The following is an 18,291-nucleotide window of genomic DNA, read 5'->3' on the forward strand; positions in this document are numbered from 1 at the left end:
CGTTCCTGCTGACGTTACGTTGATTTGCTCTTTCGATGCCTGCGGCGTCCTGATGTGATCAGATATTTTCGAACGTTGCCGAAGGACGAGGCCCGACTTGCAGCAAGACGGGGTGCCAACGAACGATAGCGCGGTATCGCCGCTGCTCCGGCACATGGACGGCCGCTCGATAGACGATCTTCTCGATCTCGCCTGCATGGCCCTCGACATGCCGGGGGCCATGCTGTTGCTGAGCGCGCCGCCGGGCCGCGTGCGCCGTGGCACGCTGAAGGCGGATGTGCTGGATGGCGTCGATCTCGCGGCGTTTCATGGCACCGGTGGCCTGCGCGTCGTGGAGGACACGCGCGCGGATGCGACGCTGGCGCATGTGGCCCGGCTTGGCTTCTATGCCGGCGTGCCGGTCGAGCTGGATGGCGAGACCAAGGCGATCCTCGCGGTCTTTGATGCCTGCCCGCGCGCTTTTCCCGCGAGCGCGGCCGCGGGCCTTGAGCGTGTCGCCGGTGTCGTCGCGGGTCTGCTGCGCATGGCGACGCGGACCGATGCCATCACACGGGAAGCGCAGGGCCGCGAGGCGGACCTTGTCCGCTACCGGAAAATGTATGAGCGATCCTCCAGCCTCGCGCGGATCGGGGTCTGGGAATGCGATCTGGTCACCGGCGAATTGACCTGGACCGACGGCATTTACGACATCTTCGGGCTGCCGCGCGGCAGTCCCATCACGCGAGAGACCGCTCTGCGCCTCTACAGCGATGAGTCGCGCGAGCAGATGGAGCGTCTGCGCTCCCGCTGCGTCGCCGAGGGTGGAGGCTTCACCCTCGATATCGAGGTGCGCACGATGACGGGACAGGCCCGCTGGGTGCGGCTGTCGGCGGAAGTCGAAACCGTCGATGATCGCCCGGCCCGCATCTTCGGTACCAAGCAGGACATCACGCTGGAACGCCAGCTCATGGACCGGCTGCGGGTTCTGGCGGAGTGCGATCCGCTGACCGGTATCGCCAATCGCGGGGTGTTCGAGGCCCGGCTGGCGGAAGCCGCGGCGGCTGGCGAGGGGCGCAACCGGCTGGCGGCGCTGGTCATCGTGGATATCGACGGCTTCAAGCAGATCAACGATACGTTCGGCCATGCGGCGGGGGATGAGTGCCTGCGCGAGGTGGCGCGGCGCCTGCGCGGCGTGTTCGGTGCCGATGCGCTGGTGGCCCGCATCGGCGGCGATGAATTCGGCGTGCTGGCCTTCGGTCCCCGCGAGGAGGCGGCGATTGCCAGCCTCGCCGCCTGTGCGGTGGCGAGCCTTGCCGTGCCCTTCGTCTGGCGCCACCGGCCCGTGTCGATCAACGGATCCATGGGCGTCACTCTGGCGGGCTCGCCGGCGCATGCGCCGTCCGACCTTTTCGCCCAGGCCGATCGCGCCCTCTATGCCGCCAAGGCGGCGGGCCGCAGCACCTACTGCCTGTTCGACCCCCAACGTCACAGGCCCGGCCAGTCCGGGCGGCGGCCGGTCGCCGTTGTTTCCAGAAACAGTCTGCCTTGACAGGGCGGGCCGGGCGGTGCCCGATGCCCCTCTTTTTGTCGACGTGCGGTGCCCTTCATGCGGTTTCTTCCCCATTTGCTGAAACGTTTCGTCCACAAGGGCAGCCTCGTGGTTATCGAGCCGGAGGGGACAAGGACCGTTTTCGGCAGTGGCCGGGAGGGGCCCACCGTCGTCATGCGCCTGCACGACGACAAGCTCGACCGCGAGCTGTTCTTCAATCCCGAATTGCTGGCCGCCGAGGCCTATATGGACGGCCGGCTGACCTTCGAGGATGGCTCGACGGTCTATGATTTCCTCTATCTGTTCTCGATCAACCGCCGGGGTCTGGCCGCCCATCCGGTGCAGCAGGCGCTGCGCCGCGGCTGGCGGGCCCTGAAGCGGTGGCACCAGTCCAATCCGCTTGGCCGCGCCGCCAGCAACGCGCAGAGCCATTACGATCACCCGCCGGATTTCTACCGCCTCTGGCTCGACAGCCAGATGATCTATTCCTGCGCCTATTTCCCCACCCCCGATGCCTCGCTGGAGGAGGCCCAGCAGGCCAAGCTCCGCCACATCGCCGCCAAGCTGAAGCTGGAGCCGGGGATGCGGGTTGCCGAGATCGGCTCGGGCTGGGGCGCGCTCGCCATCTATCTCGCCAAGCTCGGCGTGCATGTCACCGCCATCAACGTCGCCACCGAGCAGCTCGCCGAATCGAAGAAGCGCGCGGAGGCGGCCGGCGTGCTCGACCGCATCACCTTCTTCGAGCGCGATTACCGCGACCTGACCGGCACGTTTGATCGCGTGGTCTCGGTCGGCATGATGGAGCATGTCGGCGTCAATCATTTCGACGACTATTTCAACACGATCAAGCGCCTGCTGGCGCCCGGCGGCTTCGCCATGATCCATGCCATCGGCCGCATGTCGCAGCCGGGCACGACCGCGCCCTTCATCCGCAAATACATCTTCCCCGGCGGCTATGTGCCGGCCATGTCGGAGGTGTTCACCTCGCTGGAGCGGGTGGGGCTGTGGACGGCGGACTGCGAAGTCCTGCGGCTGCACTATTACTGGACCATCAAGCACTGGCGGCAGAACTTCGAGGCGGTGCGCCCGCAGGTCGTCGCCATGATGGGCGAGCGTTTCACGCGGATGTGGGAATTCTATCTGGTCGCCGTGGAGCTCGGCTTTCTCAACGGTTCCAACATGGTGTTCCAGCTCCTGCTGGCCAATGAGCGCGACGCGGTGCCGGTGATCCGCGACTTTATCGTGGACGAGGAACGCGCCTTGGCGGCCCGTATGCCGCAGGCGGAACTCGCCTAGGTCTGGAACTACCGTCGGGCGCAGGCGTTGAAAGTGCTTTGGTCGCCAATGGTCAGAGCTCCCGCCCGCATGTCCGCTTCATCCGCCTTCATCCATTCACGGCCTCCGCTCCGTCCGGTCCCGTCCCCCGCCGCCGGGCGGCGCGCCGGCCGCGTGGGCTGAGGGGCGTATGGTGCAGGGACCCGTCGACCTCTCCAATTGCGACCGCGAACCGATCCATGTGCCCGGCGCCACCCAGTGCCATGGCTGCCTGATCGTCTGCGATCCCCAGGGCGGGCGGGTCCGCCGCCATTCCAGCAATGCGCCGGACATGCTCGGCCTGTCCGGCGAGTTTGTTGGGCAGGATCTGGCCGAGCTGATCGGCGAGGCGGGGGCGACGCGCATCCGCGCTGCGCTTGATGCGGCGCCCGACCCCTCCGCTCCCGCCCTGCTGTTCGACCTCGCCCTATCCTCCGGCGCGCGCTTTGACGTGGCCGTGCATTGTTTCGCGGGCAACGCCCTCATCGAGTTCGAGCCGCCCTCGGTGGAGGACGGGCCGACGCTCGACCTCGCCCGCGCGCTGCTGGAGCGGGTACGCAGCGAAAAGGATGTCGACAAGCTGCTGGAGCACTCGACGCGGCTGCTGCGTTCCACCCTCGGCTATGACCGGGTGATGATCTACCGCTTCGCGGCGGATGGGGCGGGGCAGGTGGTCAGCGAGGACAAGCGCGAGGAGCTGGAGAGCTTCCTCTATCAGTGGTTCCCGGCCAGCGACATTCCCCAGCAGGCGCGCGCGCTCTATCTGCGCAACATCATCCGCGTCATCGGCGATGCCGGCGGCGAGCGTTGCGGGCTGGTGCCCGCGGAAGAGGAGATGGACGCGCCGACCGACCTGTCCCATGCGCATCTGCGTGCCGTCTCGCCGATCCATCTGGAATATCTGCGCAATATGGGGGTCGCCGCCTCCATGTCGATTTCCGTCGTGGTGGATGGCCAGCTTTGGGGGCTGGTGGCCTGCCACCATTATGCACCCCGCGTGCTGCCCATGGCGAAGCGCGTGGCGGCGGAAATGTTCGGCGCCTTCTTCGCCCTGCATCTGCAGGCGCTGAAGCAGAAGCGCACGCTCGACGTCGCCACCGCCGCCCGCCGCACGCTCGACCGCTTCCTGCGGCTGGCCTCGCAGCATGAGAATGTCGGCGAGCTGCTGCGCACCCATATGGCCGAGTTCGCCAAGCTGATGGCGTGCGACGGCATCGGCCTGTGGCTGTCCGGCGAATGGAGCGCCCAGGGAGCGGTGCCGCCGATCTCGGCCGTGCCGGGCCTGCTGGCCCATGCCGGGGCGCGGGCTGACGGCAAGGTGTGGGCGACCGACAGCCTGGCGCGCGACTGGCCGGATGCGGAAGCCTTCAGCGCGACGGCGGCGGGCGTGCTGGCCCTGCCGCTGTCGCAGCTGCCGCGCGATTATCTGTTCTTCTTCCGCAAGGAGATCGTGCACACGCTGGACTGGGCCGGGCGTCCCGAGAAGATCTACGCCACCGGCCCGTTCGGCGATCGGCTCACCCCGCGCAAGAGCTTCGCCATCTGGAAGGAGACGGTGCGCCATCAGGCGACCCCGTGGAGCGACGCCGATCGCGAGATCGCCGAGGCGGCGCGCTCGACGCTGGTCGAGATCGTCCTGCGTCACAGCGAACTGATGGCCGACGAGCGCGACAAGGCCGATACCCGCCAGCGCATGCTCAATGAGGAGCTGAACCACCGGGTCAAGAACATCCTCGCCGTCATCAAGTCGCTGGTCGAGCACTCGCTGCAGGATGGGCGGAGCACGCAGGACTATGTCGAGAGCCTGCGCGGGCGCATCCAGGCGCTGGCGGTGGCCCATGACCAGGTGGTGCGCGGGGCCGGCGGCGGCTCGCTGGCCGATCTGCTGCGGGCCGAGCTTTCCCCCTATGGCGGCACGGCGACGCGCGCCTCGCTAGCCGGCCCCACCGTCTGGCTCGACGCGCGGGCCTTCTCGGTGATGGCGCTGGTGCTGCACGAATTGTCGACCAACGCGGCGAAATATGGCGCGCTGTCGCGGCCGGGCGGGCGGGTGGAGGTCCACTGGCAGCTCGTCGAGGATGGCAGCTGCGAGGTGCTCTGGCGCGAGTCCGGCGGGCCGGCGGTGGTGCGCAGCGGCCGCTCGGGCTTCGGCACGGCGCTGATCGAGCGCGCGGTGCCCTATGATCTGGGCGGCGAGAGCGAGATGCGCTTCGAGGCCGCGGGGCTGCAGGCCCGCTTCCGCCTGCCCGCGCGCCATGTGCTCAGCGCCGGCCTGCTCGACGCCGAAGCGGGGACCGGCGAAGAGGCCGGGGCGCAGGCGGCCCCCGGCGATCCGCTCGACAATGTCGCGGTGCTCCTGGTGGAGGACCAGATGCTGATCGCGATGGATGTCGAGTTCATGCTGGAGGATGCCGGCATCACCCATGTCATCACCGCGCCCTCGGCGGCGGAGGCGCTGCGCCGGCTGAAGGACTTCACCCCGGATGTGGCGGTGCTCGATGTCAATCTCGGTGCCGGCACCTCGGCTCCCGTGGCCACCGAATTGCAGCGGCGCGGCGTGCCCTTCGTGTTCGCCACCGGTTATGGCGACCGCTCGATGATCCCGCCCGGCTGCGAGGACGTGCCGGTGCTCGCCAAGCCCTATGAGCGCGAGCCGCTGCTGGCCGCGCTGCGGGAATTGCGGCGCCAGAGCGGGGGTCAGCCCACCTTCGCGCCATAGGCGGCGAGGAACACCCGCACCGCGCGCTCGACCGCCGTGGCGATCGCCTCGGCGGTGGGCGGCTCGGCGCCGGTGAACATCATCGCCTTGACGAAATTGCCGTGGCACATGTTGAGGAACAGATGCGCGACCTCGACGGAGTCCTCGCCATTCAGGTCGAGGCGTCCGCGCGCTTCCTCCCCCCGCAGGAGATCGGCCATACGCCGCCCGCCATGGCAGGGGCCGGCCTCGAAGAAGCTGTGGCCGATGCGCGGGAATTTTTCGGCGACGCCGACCACCATGCGCACCAGCCGGATGTTGTCGGGCCGCACCATCATGGTCATGAAGGACATGCCGATATGCTGGAGCACGCCGGCAATATCGTCGACGGCCGGGTCCACCGCGAACAGACGCTCGGCCGAGCGGTCGCGCTCGCTCAGCACCAGCGCCTCGAACAGCTCATCCTTGCTGGCGAAATGCGCATAGATGGTCGCCTTGGAGACGCCGGCGGCCTTGGCCACCTCATCCATGCTGGCGCCGTCGAAGCCCTTGTCGAAGAACACACGCCGCGCGCCCTCGATCACCTCGCGGCGCTTGGGGGATTCGGCTTCCAGCCGTTCGGCCGCGTGGGCCGTCAGTGTCGCGATATCGGTCATGATCATGTGCCTCCCGACCAGTTAGGCGGCGGAACGGTGCTTTGTCAAAGGCATTGACTAGACGGTTTAGTTTGCTATGTAAATTGTCAAATGAACTAAACGGTTTAGTTGACCTTTGGTGAGGTAAGTCATGGCACAGACGGGCAGCCGGACGAGAAACATGGATATCGGCGAGATCGAGCCGCAGGGCGGTTCCGAGCCGGTGCCCTTCATTGCCCGCAAGCGCGAGGAGGCACCGGCGCAAGCGCCCGAGGCGCCACCGGCCGAGGCGGCGAGCCCATCCCCCGCGCCGCCGAAGACGTCGCGGCGCCGGCTGGTGTTCGGCGCCCTCCTCATCGCGGCCCTGGCCGGGGGAGGCTATTACGGCGTGCATTGGTGGCAGGTAGGGCGTTTCCTCGTGTCCACCGATGACGCCTATGTCGGGGCCGACACCTCGATCATCGCCGCCCGCGTCTCCGGCCACATTGTCGGTCTGGATGTGCAGACCAATCAGCCGGTCAAGAGGGGGGATGTTGTCGCCCGCATCGACGATGGCGATTACCTGCTCGCGGTGAAGGCCGCCGAAGGCAAGATCGCCACCCAGGAAGCGACGATCGAGCGTTATGGCCAGCAGATCGCGGCGGGGCAGGCGAGCGTCGACCAGACCAAGGCGGAACTGGCCTCCAGTGCGGCGGAGCTGAACCGCACCCAGCTTGAACTTGACCGCCAGACCGAGCTTGCCAAGTCGCAATTCTCCAGCCGCGCGACTTTTGAGACCGCGCGCGCCGACCGTGACAAGGCGCAGGCGGCCGTCGACGCCGCCAAGGCCGCCATCGCGTCGGCCGAGGCCAATGTCGCGGTGCTGCATGCCCAGCAGATGGAAGCCGTGCGCCTGCTCGACGAGTACCGCACGGCGCGCGATCAGGCCCAGCGCAATCTCGATTTCACCGTGGTCCGCGCGCCCTTCGACGGCGTGGTCGGCAACCGCGCGGTGCAGGTCGGCCAGCTGGTGCAGGAAGGCACGCGCCTTCTGGCGCTCGTGCCGATGAGCCAGGTCTATGTCGACGCCAACTTCAAGGAGACCCAGCTCGGCGAGTTGCATCCGGGCCAGAAGGTCGACATCGCCGTCGATGCCTACCCGGACGAGCAGTTCCACGGCCACGTGCTCAGCGTCGCCCCCGCGTCGGGCTCCGTGTTCAGCCTGCTGCCGCCGGAGAACGCCACCGGCAATTTCACCAAGATCGTGCAGCGCGTGCCGGTCCGCATCGAGCTGGACGAGGAAGCCCGCGCCAAGGCCGAGCTGCGGCCGGGCATGTCGGTGGTCGCCACCGTCGATACCCGCGGAGGCGCCTGAACCGGCGCCGGAAAGGACCCATCATGTCGGACGCTGTCATCACCGGGACGGGGGAGAGCGCCGCCGCCCGCGACCGGCGGCGCATGATCGCCTTTCTCTGCATGGTGTTCGGCATGTTCATGGCGATCCTGGACATCCAGATCGTCTCGGCCTCGCTGGCGGAAATCCAGGCCGGTCTTGCCGCCTCGTCGGACGAGATAAGCTGGGTCCAGACCAGCTATCTGATCGCCGAAGTGATCATGATCCCGCTATCCGGCTTCCTGTCGCGGGCGCTGTCGACGCGCTGGCTGTTCGTCGGCTCGGCGGCCGGCTTCACCGTGATGAGCTTCATGTGCGCCACGGCGACCAATATCGACCAGATGATCGCCTATCGCGCCTTGCAGGGCTTTCTCGGCGGCGGGATGATCCCGACCGTCTTCGCCGCCGCCTATTCGGTGTTTCCGCGCAGCAAGCTGCCCATCGTCTCGCCGATGATCGGCCTCGTCGCCACGCTGGCCCCGACCATCGGGCCGACCATTGGCGGCTATCTCACCGATCTGTTCTCCTGGCACTGGCTGTTTCTGGTCAACATCGTGCCCGGCATCTTCGTCATCATCGCCACGGCGACGCTGGTCGATTTCGACGAACCGGACCTCGCCTTGCTCGACCGCTTCGACTGGTGGGGCCTGCTGTTCATGGCCGGTTTCCTCGGCAGCCTCGAATTCGTGCTGGAGGAGGGGCCGACCAATGACTGGTTCCAGGACGAGGCGATTCTGATCTTCGCCCTCATCGGCATTGTGTCGTCGGTCGCCTTCTTCGCGCGGGTGTTCATGGCGCGCGAGCCGGTGGTGGACCTGCGCGCTTTCGCCAACCGCAATTTCTCGGTCGGCTCGGCCTTCAGCTTCGTGGTCGGCATCGGCCTTTATGGCCTGACCTATCTCTACCCGCTCTATCTGGCGCGGGTGCGGGGCTATTCGGCGCTGATGATCGGCGAGACCATGTTCGTTTCCGGCGTCGCCATGTTCCTCACCGCCCCGCTGGCCGGGCGGCTGGTCGCCAAGGTCGATCCGCGGCTGATGATCGGTTTCGGCTTCCTCGCCTTCGCGCTCGGCACCTGGCAGGTGACCGGGCTCACCAGCGACTGGGATTTCTGGGAACTGCTCTGGCCGCAGATCCTGCGCGGGGTCGGCATCATGATGGCAATGATCCCGATCAACAACATCTCGCTCGGCACGCTGCCGCCGGCGCAGCTCAAGAATGCCTCCGGCCTGTTCAACCTGATGCGCAATCTCGGCGGCGCGGTCGGTCTCGCGCTCATCAACACGGTGCTGAACGACCGCTGGGACCTGCACCTCGCCCGGCTGCACGAGAGCGTGCAATGGGCCAATGGTGTCGCCGTCGAGCGGCTGGACGCGATGACCAGCGCCCTGTCGGCGCTGGGCTCGGATGCGGACCGCGCGGCGCTCAAGGAAATGGCCGGGCAGGTGCGCATCCAGGCCGAGGTGATGGCCTTCGCCGATGTGTTCCTCGTGCTCACCGCACTGTTCGTGATGCTGTTCTTCTTCACCCCTCTGATGAGCCGGCCCAAGAACCCCGGCGGTGGCGGGGGCGGGCATTAGGGGCGGGGCCCTGTTTGGGCGTGCGTCATCCCGGCCGTAGTCCGCAGGGCGAAGAGCCGGGATCGTCATCGGTTCGCGCGGCACGCGATCCCGGATCGGCCTGGGGCCGTCCGGGATGACGAGCATGGAGTGGGGCTTTCGCCGCCATTGCCCCCCAACACCGCCCCGCTTGCCGTTTCATCCGCGCTCGGCTAAACAACTCGTCCTGAGAGCAACCCTCGCGAGAGCCGAGCCGTGACCTTTGCGTCCGTCCGCCGCTGCACCGCGACCCCGACCGCCCTGCGGTTTTCGGGGCTGGCTCTCCTTGCGTCCGGGCTCCTTCTTCTTAGCCGCCCCTGAGGGCCGGCCGGGCATTATGCCTGGGCGCTCAGGGGATGACGCCCATCAAGTCGCACCACGCCAGATCAGCGCCGGACGATGCCCATGAAGGCTCCCGGCCGCAGGACGCCCAGAAGGAAGACCCCCATGTCCGATAAGAACCGCGTCGTCATTTTCGACACCACCTTGCGCGACGGCGAACAGTGCCCCGGCGCCTCGATGACCTTCGAGGAGAAGCTGCAGGTGGCCGAGCTGCTCGACACGATGGGCGTCGACATCATCGAGGCCGGCTTCCCGATCGCCTCCAATGGCGATTTCGAGAGCGTCGCCGAGATCGCCCGCCGCACCAAGAACGCGGTGATCGCCGGCCTCTCGCGCGCCGCCCCCGGCGACATCGACCGCTGCGCCGAGGCGGTGCGCCACGCCCGCCGCCCGCGCATCCACACCTTCATCTCCACCTCGCCGGTGCACATGAAGTACAAGCTCCAGAAGGACCCGGAGACGGTGCTGGAGATGATCGGCGCCTCCGTCGCCCGCGCCCGCGGCCATGTCGACAATGTCGAATGGTCGGCCGAGGACGCCACCCGCACCGAGATGGACTTCCTGTGCCGCGCGGTGGAGATCGCCATCAAGGCCGGCGCCACCACGATCAACCTGCCCGACACGGTCGGCTACGCCACGCCGGGCGAATATGAGGCGATGTTCCGCACCGTGATCGAGCGCGTGCCGAATTCCGACCAGGCGGTGTTCTCGACCCATTGCCACAACGACCTCGGCATGGCGGTGGCCAACTCGCTGGCGGGTCTGGCCGGCGGCGCGCGGCAGATCGAGTGCACGGTCAACGGCATTGGCGAGCGCGCGGGCAATGCGGCGCTGGAAGAGATCATCATGGCGATCAACGTGCGCAACGACGTGCTGCGCTACGACACCGGCATCGACGCCACCATGCTGATGCGCGCCTCCAAGCTGGTCTCGGCCGTGACCTCCTTCCCGGTGCAGTACAACAAGGCCATCGTCGGCCGGAACGCCTTCGCCCATGAGAGCGGCATCCATCAGGACGGCATGCTCAAGAACACCACCACCTACGAGATCATGACCCCCGAGAGCGTGGGCGTGAACAAGACCTCGCTGGTGATGGGCAAGCATTCCGGCCGCGCCGCCTTCCGCGACAAGCTGAAGGCGCTCGGCTACGAGCTGGGCGAGAACGCCTTGAACGACGCCTTCACCCGCTTCAAGGATTTGGCCGACCGCAAGAAACTGGTCTATGACGAGGACATCGAGGCACTGGTCGATCAGGAGATCGCCGCCGCCCATGACCGCGTGAAGCTGGTCTCGCTCTCGGTCATCGCCGGCAGCCACGGCCCGCAGCGCGCCACCATGAAGATGGCGGTCGACGGCCAGGTCATCACCGAGGAATGCGAGGGCAACGGCCCGGTCGACGCGGTGTTCAACTGCATCAAGGCGATCGTCCCGCACGCCGCCGCCAAGCTGGCGCTCTATCAGGTCCACGCCGTGACCGAGGGCACCGACGCGCAGGCGGAAGTCTCGGTGCGGCTGGAGGAAGGCGACAAGGCGGTCACCGGGCGCGGCTCCGACCCGGACACGCTGGTCGCCTCGGCGCAGGCCTATATCATCGCGCTGAACAAGCTGCACACCAAGCGCCACAGCCTCAACGCCGCCCAGCCCGCGGCGGAGTGAAGGCTCGCGCCATCTCGGCGTGACGAATGAGCGGCGCGGGGCCTGCCTCGCGCCGCCGCCACAATGATGCCGAGCCGCGCGGCTAGGCATGTCAGGCCACCGTCGGTCCGTCTGATATGCTCCCGTCCACGACGTCCGTTCCCGCATGACGAATGCCGCGCGCGCTGTGGACCCCGCGGACGCACAGGTGCGCTGGAACGCGTCCGCTCTGCCGCCGCGATGGCCGGGCGGGCTCGATATCGGCGCCTCGCTGGTTTTTCATCTGGCGCTGCTGGCCCTCGCCCTGCTGGCGGCCATTCGCCCTCTCTCGGCCCCCGAGGCGCCGGCGATCGAGACGGAGGTCATCAGCGCCGCTGAATTCGCCGCCGCGACGGGGCGCGCCACCCTGTCCGACCCAGCGCCCTCGGTCGTCGCACCAGCGCCCGCGCCTGCGCTACCGGGCGCTGCGGCCAAGCCGGCCCGCGCCGCGCCGCCGCCCGACATGATCCGCGCCGAGCGCATGCTCTCGGACGCCGCGCTGCACGAGCCGCGCAACCGCCCGCTGCGCCGCCAGCTCACCACCCTTGCCGACGATGAGTATGTGGCGCAGCTCTGCGACTTCGAGGCCATGGAGCAGATCCACCGCTGGCGCGCCAGCCTGCAGCCGGACCGGCTGGTGGACTATGCGCTCTCGGACCCACGCTGGGAGGATGGCGCCTTCGTCGCGCAGGGCGGCGCCTTTCGCAGCGGCCGGGCCTGGTACGAGGTGGCCTATCGCTGCGAACTCGATGCCGCCCGGCGCGCGGTTGCCGGCTTCGCGTTCCGCGTCGGCCCGCCGATTCCGCGCAGCGAATGGTCGGCGCTCAACCTGCCGGCGGTGCATTGATCCTGCGGGAGCGGCCGCTCAGGCCTCCGGTATGCCCAGCGCGGCCGTCAGCGCCCCTGTGAGCGCGCTCTCCATCTGCGGGGACTGCGCCAGTGCCACGCCGTCCAGCGCCGCCACCGGGCGCAGGAGCCGCACGGAATTGGTGAGGAACACCGCATCTGCCCCGGCGAGTGCTTCCGGCGCCAGCGGGCGCTCCTCCACTGCGAGGCAGAGCGCGGGTGCGGCCTCGATAAGCAGCGCGCGGATGATCCCCGGCAGGCAGCCCTCGGCAAGGGACGGCGTGACCAGCCGCCCGCCGATCAGCATCACCACATTGGCAATGGTCGAGCAGGCGACGCGCCCCTGCGTGTTCAGGATCAGCGCGTCATCCGCGCCGCCCTCCGCCGCCTGCCGCGCGGCCAGGATATGGTCGAGATAGCCCAGCGTCTTGAGATTGGCGCTCAGTGAGAACTCGTTGCGCCGCCCCGTCGCGGTGATCAGCCGCGCCGGCTGGCCGATCAGCGACGGGCTCCACGGCGCCGTCGTCGTCACCAGCGTCGGCGCGCCGACGCTGGCCGGCCAGAGTCCGCGCGCGGCGCTCCCGCGTGTCACCGTGGTGCGCAGGATGGCGGGCGCGTCGCTCAGGCCCGCCGCCATCGCCGCCTCAATAGCCTCATGGGTCACCGCAATGCCAATGGCCTGCGCCGCCGCGACCAGCCGGTCGACATGGCGTGCGCCGGCCAGCACGCGCCCGTCCAGCGCCAGCGCGGTGTCGAACACCCCGTCGCCGAGCGTGAAGCCGCGATCCTCGACGGAGATAATGGCGCTCACCGCTCCGCTCCCCAGCGCGCCGGCCAGACCTTGGCCCAGTCCGGCGTCGGCAGGGCGGCCGGGGCCAGCAAAGGCGGGTAGGCGCCCGGCGCGTGGTCGGGGACGGCGACGGGGCCGAGCATCGGCGTCCGGGTGCCGAGCCCGGCGAGCCCGAGGAAATTGGCGAGGATCTCGTAGCCCGGCCCGGTGAGCACGGATTCCGGGTGGAACTGCACGCCGAAGGTCGGGTGCGTGCGGTGCGCCAGCCCCATGATCTCGCCATCCTCCGCCCAGGCGGTGGCGATCAACGGCGTACCCTCGTCCAACTCCACCGCCAGCGAGTGATAGCGGCCGGCCGGAAAGGGGGAGGGCAGGCCGGCGAACACGTCGCGGCCCTCATGGCGTACCGCCGAGGCGCGCCCATGCATCGGCTCCTTCGCCCGCACCACGCGCCCGCCAAAAGCCTGCCCGATGCATTGATGGCCGAGGCAGATGCCGAGAATGGGCAGCCGCCCGGACAGCGCCCGCACCGCGTCGAGCGATACGCCGGCTTCATTGGGCGAGCAGGGGCCGGGCGAAATCACCAGCGCCCGCGGCGCCAGCCGCTCGATGGTCGCCACGTCCAGCGCGTCATTGCGGACGACCTCGACCTCCTCGCCCAGTTCGGTGAGGTAGCGCGCCACGTTGAAGACGAAGCTGTCGTAATTGTCGATCAGCAGGATCATGCGAGCCCCTCCGGCCGGAAGGCGCGAAACAGCCGCTCCGCCTTGGTCAGGCTTTCCACATGCTCGGCCGCTGGGTCGGACAGGGCGGTGATGCCGCCGCCGACGCCGAAGCTGGCCGTGAGGCCGGCCCCGTCCTCCTCCACCGTCACCGTGCGGATGGCGATGTTGAAATCCATCGTGCCGTCAAAGCCGATATAGCCGATGGAGCCGCAATAGACCCCGCGCGGGCGCCCCTCCAGCTCGCGGATGATCTCCATGGCGCGGATCTTCGGCGCGCCGGTGATCGAGCCGCCGGGGAAGGAGGCCGCCATCAGGTCGAGCCCGTCGCGGCCCTCCTGCAGCGTGCCGGTCACCACCGAGACGAGGTGATGGACATTGGCATAGGTCTCCAGCCCGCACAGATGCGGCACCCGCACCGTGCCCGGCCGGCAGACGCGGGAGAGATCGTTGCGCAGCAGGTCGACTATCATCACGTTCTCGGCGCGGTCCTTCTCGCTGGCGGTCAGTTCCCGCCCGCGAAAGGCATCGAGCGTCGGCTCCACCGAGCGCAGCACCGTGCCCTTGATCGGCCGGGTCTCGACCTCCGCCCCCGTCAGCTTGACGAAACGCTCGGGCGAGGAGGAGGCGATCACGCGGTCCTCATTGACGATCAGCGCGGCGAAGGTGGCCGGGTTGGCGCGGCGCAACTGGTCGTAGAGCGCCAGCGGATCGAACGCCCCGCCAGCTATCGCGAGGGGCGATTCAAACCGCTGGGTGAAGTTCGCCTGGAAGATGTCGCCGGCGCGGATATAGGCGATCACCTGCGCGACGGCGTCGCGGTAGCCTGCCGCCTCGAAATTGGAGCGCCAGCCCGTGGCCGTCACCGCCGGGCCGAGGGCGGGCAGGGGGGCGGCAAGGCGTTCGCCGGCCTGCGCCAGCCGCTCCCGCGCCCGCGCGGCCCGCCGTGCGGGCTCGCCCTCGGGCCAGCCGGTGGAAATGAGGAAACCGCGCCGGGCCACCGTGTCGAAGGCGATCACCAGATCGTAGAAGCCGAGGTCGATTTCCGGCCCTTCGCCCGGTTCGGCCTGCGGCGTCGGGAAACGGTCGAACAGGCGTCCGGCCTCATAGGCGACATAGCCGGCCGCCCCGGCCTGAAACGCGGCCTCGCCCGGCAGACGCGGCTGGGCGTAGCGGGCGAGGCGCTCCTTCAGCGCCGCCAGCGGCGCGCCAGCAACACGCTCGCCATCCCAACGCGGGATGCCGGCGGCGACGGTGAAGCGGCCGAAGGGCTGCGCCATCACATAGGACCAGCGCCCCAGAAGCGGGTGCGCCATGGCGCTGTCGAGAAAGACGAGGCCCTCCGCCCGCGCATCATCCGCCCGCCCGAGCCGGCGCGCGGCCTGCCATGGCTCCTGCCAGGCGATCTCGACAATGAGGGGCGGCGGTTCCTGAATCATCCGCCGAATATGGAGGCTCGCGCCGCCGCTTCCTAGATCGTCCACGCTGCCTCGGGCCGAAACCGCTTCCAGAACGAAACACTAAGCCGAAAGGGCCACTTGACGCAGTGTCATGCGGGTGCTGGCTTAAGCGCCCACAAATGCCGGATGCAACGTCGTCCGGTCAAAGCGTGCCAAGCGTTTTACATGTCTCGGGAGGGACGCATGAGGAATTTGAAATCGGCCGCGATCGCGCTCGCGGCACTGGCGCTCTCGGTAGCGCCCTTTGCCGCCGCGAAGGCCCAGGATTTTCCCAGCCGCAATGTGACGATGATCGTGCCCTTCGCCGCTGGCGGGCCGACCGACACGGTGGCGCGGCTGATCGCCGAATCGATGTCCCGTTCGCTCGGCCAGCAGGTCGTGGTCGAGAATGTCGGCGGCGCCGGCGGCACGCGTGGCGCGGGCCAGGTCGCCAAGGCCGCCCCCGATGGCTACACCATCCTGCTGCACCATATCGGGCAGGCGACCTCCGCCACCCTCTACCGCAAGCTGCCCTACAATGTGCTGACCGATTTCGAGGAAGTCGGCCTCGTGACCGACGTGCCGATGACCATGATCGGCAAGTCGACGCTTGAGCCCAAGGACGCCGCCGCCCTCATCGCCTATGTGAAGGAGAAGAAGGACGGGGTGATCTACGGCAATGCCGGCGTCGGTTCCGCCTCGCATCTGTGCGGCATGCTGTTCATGTCCGCCATCGGCACCCCGATGACCACGGTTCCCTATCAGGGCACCGGCCCGGCGATGAACGATCTGGTCGGCGGGCAGATCGACCTGATGTGCGACCAGACCACCAACACCACCGGCCAGATCAAGGCCGGCAAGGTGAAGGCCTATGGCGTGACCACCCCGAACCGCCTGAAGTCGCTGCCGGACATCCCGACCTTCAAGGAAGGCGCGCTGCCGGGCTTCGAGATCGCCGTGTGGCACGGCCTGTACGCGCCGAAGGGCACGCCCAAGGTGACGATCGACAAGCTCAACGCCGCGCTGTTGACCGCGCTTCAGGACCCCAAGGTGATCGCCCGCTTCGCCGATCTCGGCACCGAGCCGGTGGCGCTGGAGCGCGCGACGCCCGAGGTGCACGAGAAGTTCCTGGCGGCGGAAGTCGCCAAGTGGAAGCCGGTGATCGAGCAGGCCGGCGTCTTCGCCGACTGATCCGAGCCGACCCATCCCGCCCGCTCGTCAGGCCGGAAAGGCCGTCGGGCGGGCGGGTCATTTTATCTGAAGGCCGTGCAGGGGGGGCTATGGTCCGTTTCGTCAAGAACCCGCGCAATGTCGCGACAGGGCTGATGCTGATCGCCGTCGCCGCGTTTTTCGTCTGGCAGGGATCGGATCTGCCGATGGGGCGCGCCATCCGCATGGGGCCGGGCTATTTCCCGATGATCCTGGCCGGTCTGCTGGCGCTGCTTGGCCTGATCGTCCTCCTCACTGGCCTCACGCGCCCTTCCGACGATGAGGGCTCGATCGCCCTCAGGCACTGGCCCTGGCGGGCCCTCGCCCTCGTCACACTAGCGGTAGTATTGTTCGGCTTCGGCATCCGCCCCCTCGGCCTCGGCCCCTCGATGTGGCTGGCCGTGTTCGTCTCCTCCCTAGCCAGCTCCCGCTTCAACATCCTCACCGGCCTGCTCTCCGCCTGTATCATGGTGGCGTTCTCATGGGCCGTGTTCATCAAGGGCCTCGGCCTGCCTCTGCCCATGCTCGGGCCGTGGCTCGGCGGCTATTGATCAGGAGCCAGACCCTTGGAAATATTTGATAATCTGGCGCTCGGCTTCTCCGTCGCCTTCACCTTCCAGAACATTCTCTACTGCTTTCTGGGCGTGCTGCTGGGTACGCTGATCGGCGTTCTGCCCGGCCTCGGCCCGGTGCCGACCATCGCCATGCTGCTGCCCATCACCTTCGGCCTGCCGCCTGTGGCGGCGCTCATCATGCTGTCGGGTATCTATTACGGCGCGCAATATGGCGGTTCGACCACGGCCATCCTGATCAATCTGCCGGGCGAGAGCTCCTCGGTCGTCACCGCCATTGACGGCTATCAGATGGCCCGTCAGGGGCGGGCAGGAACGGCGCTCGCCACGGCCGCACTGGGCTCATTCTTCGCCGGATCGGTCGCCACTTTCCTGCTCGCCGTGTTCGCCCCGCCGCTCGCCGATCTCGCCTTGAAATTCGGCCCGCCTGAGTATTTTGCCCTTATGGTTCTTGGGCTTATTGCGTCCGTCGCGCTCGCCTCGGGCTCCGTGATCAAGGCACTGGCGATGGTCGTTCTGGGTATCCTGCTTGGCCTCTCTGGTCAGGATGTCTACACCGGCACCCCCCGCTTCACCTTCGACGTGATCGAACTCGCTGACGGGATCGAATTCGTCGCCCTCGCCATGGGCGTGTTCGGCATCGGCGAAATCGTCCGAAATCTTGAGGACGAGCACACGCGTACCGTCATGGTGCAGAAGGTGAAGGGCCTGCTGCTCTCCAAGGATGACTTCAAGCGCATCATCGGCCCGGTGCTGCGCGGCACTTTTCTCGGCTCTTTCCTCGGCATATTGCCGGGCGGCGGGGCGATCCTGTCCTCCTTCGCCTCTTATTCCATCGAGAAGAAGATATCGCGCCACCCCGAACGCTTCGGCAAAGGCGCGATCGAGGGCGTGGCGGGCCCCGAATCGGCCAACAATGCGGGTGCGCAGACGTCCTTTATCCCCATGCTGACGCTGGGAATTCCGTCAAATCCGGTGATGGCGCTGATGATCGGCGCACTCATCATCCAGGGGATCGTGCCTGGCCCGAATGTGGTCAACGAGCAGCCGAACCTGTTCTGGGGTATCGTTGCCTCCATGTGGATCGGCAACTTCCTGCTGGTGGTGCTCAACCTGCCATTGATCGGCATTTGGGTGCGGCTGCTCACCGTGCCCTACCATATCCTGTTCCCTTTGATCGTCGGCTTTTGCTGCATTGGCGTCTATAGCGTCAACAACAATGAGTTCGACGTCTTCACCATGGCTCTCTTCGGCTTGATCGGCTACGTGCTGGTCAAGCTTCAATGCGAGCCGGCGCCGCTCCTTCTTGGCTTTATCATTGGGCCAATGCTTGAGGAATATTTGCGCCGGGCGATGCTGATCTCCCGTGGTGACCCTCTGGTGTTCGTGTCCCGTCCGATTTCCGCGACCATGCTGGGGCTTGCCGCGCTCGCGCTGCTCGTGGTTCTGCTGCCTTCGGTGCGCAAGAAGCGCGAGGATGCGTTCAAAGAGTGAGGACAAATAGCGGGAGGGTGTAGACAGGCCGGAATCGCTTTGCTACATGACCCCCCGT

General features: G+C 67.7%; 13 protein-coding genes and 1 pseudogene. 10 read left to right on the forward strand and 4 right to left on the reverse strand.

The genetic code is table 11. From position 1 onward, the window contains the following. Positions 1–112 precede the first annotated feature (112 nt). From KIP89_RS00755 to KIP89_RS00765, 3 genes are all read left to right on the forward strand, one after another. Complete coding sequence (locus tag KIP89_RS00755; protein ID WP_213753503.1) at positions 113–1,528, forward strand: diguanylate cyclase domain-containing protein; 1,416 nt, start codon at positions 113–115, stop codon at positions 1,526–1,528. 57 nt (positions 1,529–1,585) lie between these two features. Further along, positions 1,586–2,824, forward strand: a complete 1,239-nt coding sequence (locus KIP89_RS00760) for an SAM-dependent methyltransferase (protein ID WP_213753504.1) — start codon at positions 1,586–1,588, stop codon at positions 2,822–2,824. 169 nt (positions 2,825–2,993) lie between these two features. Continuing rightward, entirely contained in the window at positions 2,994–5,561 is a 2,568-nt protein-coding gene (locus KIP89_RS00765) for an HWE histidine kinase domain-containing protein (protein ID WP_213753505.1), read from the forward strand. Here KIP89_RS00765 and KIP89_RS00770 read toward each other — a convergent pair. Next, entirely contained in the window at positions 5,540–6,196 is a 657-nt protein-coding gene (locus KIP89_RS00770) for a TetR/AcrR family transcriptional regulator (RefSeq protein ID WP_250152097.1), read from the reverse strand. The two genes, KIP89_RS00765 and KIP89_RS00770, sit on opposite strands and share 22 nt — an antisense overlap. A gap of 160 nt (positions 6,197–6,356) precedes the next feature. On the opposite strand from KIP89_RS00770, the gene KIP89_RS00775 reads away from it, so the two are divergent. The 4 genes from KIP89_RS00775 to KIP89_RS20075 all read left to right on the forward strand — a co-directional run bounded on the left by KIP89_RS00775 (position 6,357) and on the right by KIP89_RS20075 (position 12,008). Further along, positions 6,357–7,529 (forward strand): HlyD family secretion protein, encoded by a 1,173-nt coding sequence (locus KIP89_RS00775; RefSeq protein WP_250152098.1) that lies wholly within the window; start codon positions 6,357–6,359, stop codon positions 7,527–7,529. 23 nt (positions 7,530–7,552) lie between these two features. After that, a complete protein-coding gene (locus tag KIP89_RS00780; protein ID WP_213753508.1) occupies positions 7,553–9,127 on the forward strand; it encodes a DHA2 family efflux MFS transporter permease subunit in 1,575 nt (524 codons plus the stop codon). 465 nt (positions 9,128–9,592) lie between these two features. Beyond that, a complete protein-coding gene (locus KIP89_RS00785; protein ID WP_213753509.1) occupies positions 9,593–11,143 on the forward strand; it encodes a 2-isopropylmalate synthase in 1,551 nt (516 codons plus the stop codon). A 187-nt stretch (positions 11,144–11,330) separates the two neighbouring features. Further along, positions 11,331–12,008, forward strand: a complete 678-nt coding sequence (locus KIP89_RS20075) for a DUF930 domain-containing protein (RefSeq protein WP_369807014.1) — start codon at positions 11,331–11,333, stop codon at positions 12,006–12,008. A gap of 18 nt (positions 12,009–12,026) precedes the next feature. Here the strand turns inward: KIP89_RS20075 and KIP89_RS00795 are convergent, their stop codons facing one another. The 3 genes and pseudogenes from KIP89_RS00795 to pabB all read right to left on the reverse strand — a co-directional run bounded on the left by KIP89_RS00795 (position 12,027) and on the right by pabB (position 14,958). Then, on the reverse strand, positions 12,027–12,818 hold the full coding sequence (locus KIP89_RS00795; protein WP_213753510.1) for an aminotransferase class IV: 792 nt from the start codon (positions 12,816–12,818) through the stop codon (positions 12,027–12,029). A 143-nt stretch (positions 12,819–12,961) separates the two neighbouring features. Further along, positions 12,962–13,522, reverse strand: a pseudogene (locus tag KIP89_RS00800) (anthranilate synthase component II); the annotation flags it as partial. Continuing rightward, a complete protein-coding gene (pabB, locus tag KIP89_RS00805) occupies positions 13,519–14,958 on the reverse strand; it encodes an aminodeoxychorismate synthase component I (RefSeq protein ID WP_213753512.1) in 1,440 nt (479 codons plus the stop codon). The gene pabB and the pseudogene KIP89_RS00800, both read right to left, overlap by 4 nt. A gap of 204 nt (positions 14,959–15,162) precedes the next feature. Between pabB and KIP89_RS00810 the strand changes: the two genes are divergently transcribed. The 3 genes from KIP89_RS00810 to KIP89_RS00820 all read left to right on the forward strand — a co-directional run bounded on the left by KIP89_RS00810 (position 15,163) and on the right by KIP89_RS00820 (position 18,233). Further along, positions 15,163–16,149, forward strand: a complete 987-nt coding sequence (locus KIP89_RS00810; protein WP_213753513.1) for a tripartite tricarboxylate transporter substrate-binding protein — start codon at positions 15,163–15,165, stop codon at positions 16,147–16,149. 89 nt (positions 16,150–16,238) lie between these two features. Beyond that, on the forward strand, positions 16,239–16,718 hold the full coding sequence (locus KIP89_RS00815; protein ID WP_213753514.1) for a tripartite tricarboxylate transporter TctB family protein: 480 nt from the start codon (positions 16,239–16,241) through the stop codon (positions 16,716–16,718). Between the two features lie 15 nt (positions 16,719–16,733). Next, positions 16,734–18,233 carry a tripartite tricarboxylate transporter permease gene (locus tag KIP89_RS00820; RefSeq protein WP_213753515.1) on the forward strand — a complete coding sequence of 500 codons (1,500 nt, stop codon included), beginning with the start codon at positions 16,734–16,736 and terminating at the stop codon, positions 18,231–18,233. Positions 18,234–18,291 lie beyond the last annotated feature (58 nt).

It is taken from the genome of Ancylobacter radicis, from assembly GCF_018449475.1.
Classification (GTDB): Bacteria; Pseudomonadota; Alphaproteobacteria; order Rhizobiales; family Xanthobacteraceae; genus Ancylobacter; species Ancylobacter radicis.

What these genes read in the sequence shown, in the direction of transcription:
- pabB (WP_213753512.1), bottom strand. Translation starts at nt 14,958, where the DNA reads ATGATTCAGGAACCGCCGCCCCTCATTGTCGAGATCGCCTGGCAGGAG.
- KIP89_RS00770 (WP_250152097.1), bottom strand. Translation starts at nt 6,196, where the DNA reads ATGACCGATATCGCGACACTGACGGCCCACGCGGCCGAACGGCTGGAA.
- KIP89_RS00775 (WP_250152098.1), top strand. Translation starts at nt 6,357, where the DNA reads ATGGATATCGGCGAGATCGAGCCGCAGGGCGGTTCCGAGCCGGTGCCC.
- KIP89_RS00815 (WP_213753514.1), top strand. Translation starts at nt 16,239, where the DNA reads ATGGTCCGTTTCGTCAAGAACCCGCGCAATGTCGCGACAGGGCTGATG.
- KIP89_RS00765 (WP_213753505.1), top strand. Translation starts at nt 2,994, where the DNA reads ATGGTGCAGGGACCCGTCGACCTCTCCAATTGCGACCGCGAACCGATC.
- KIP89_RS00785 (WP_213753509.1), top strand. Translation starts at nt 9,593, where the DNA reads ATGTCCGATAAGAACCGCGTCGTCATTTTCGACACCACCTTGCGCGAC.
- KIP89_RS00810 (WP_213753513.1), top strand. Translation starts at nt 15,163, where the DNA reads ATGAGGAATTTGAAATCGGCCGCGATCGCGCTCGCGGCACTGGCGCTC.
- KIP89_RS00780 (WP_213753508.1), top strand. Translation starts at nt 7,553, where the DNA reads ATGTCGGACGCTGTCATCACCGGGACGGGGGAGAGCGCCGCCGCCCGC.
- KIP89_RS00760 (WP_213753504.1), top strand. Translation starts at nt 1,586, where the DNA reads ATGCGGTTTCTTCCCCATTTGCTGAAACGTTTCGTCCACAAGGGCAGC.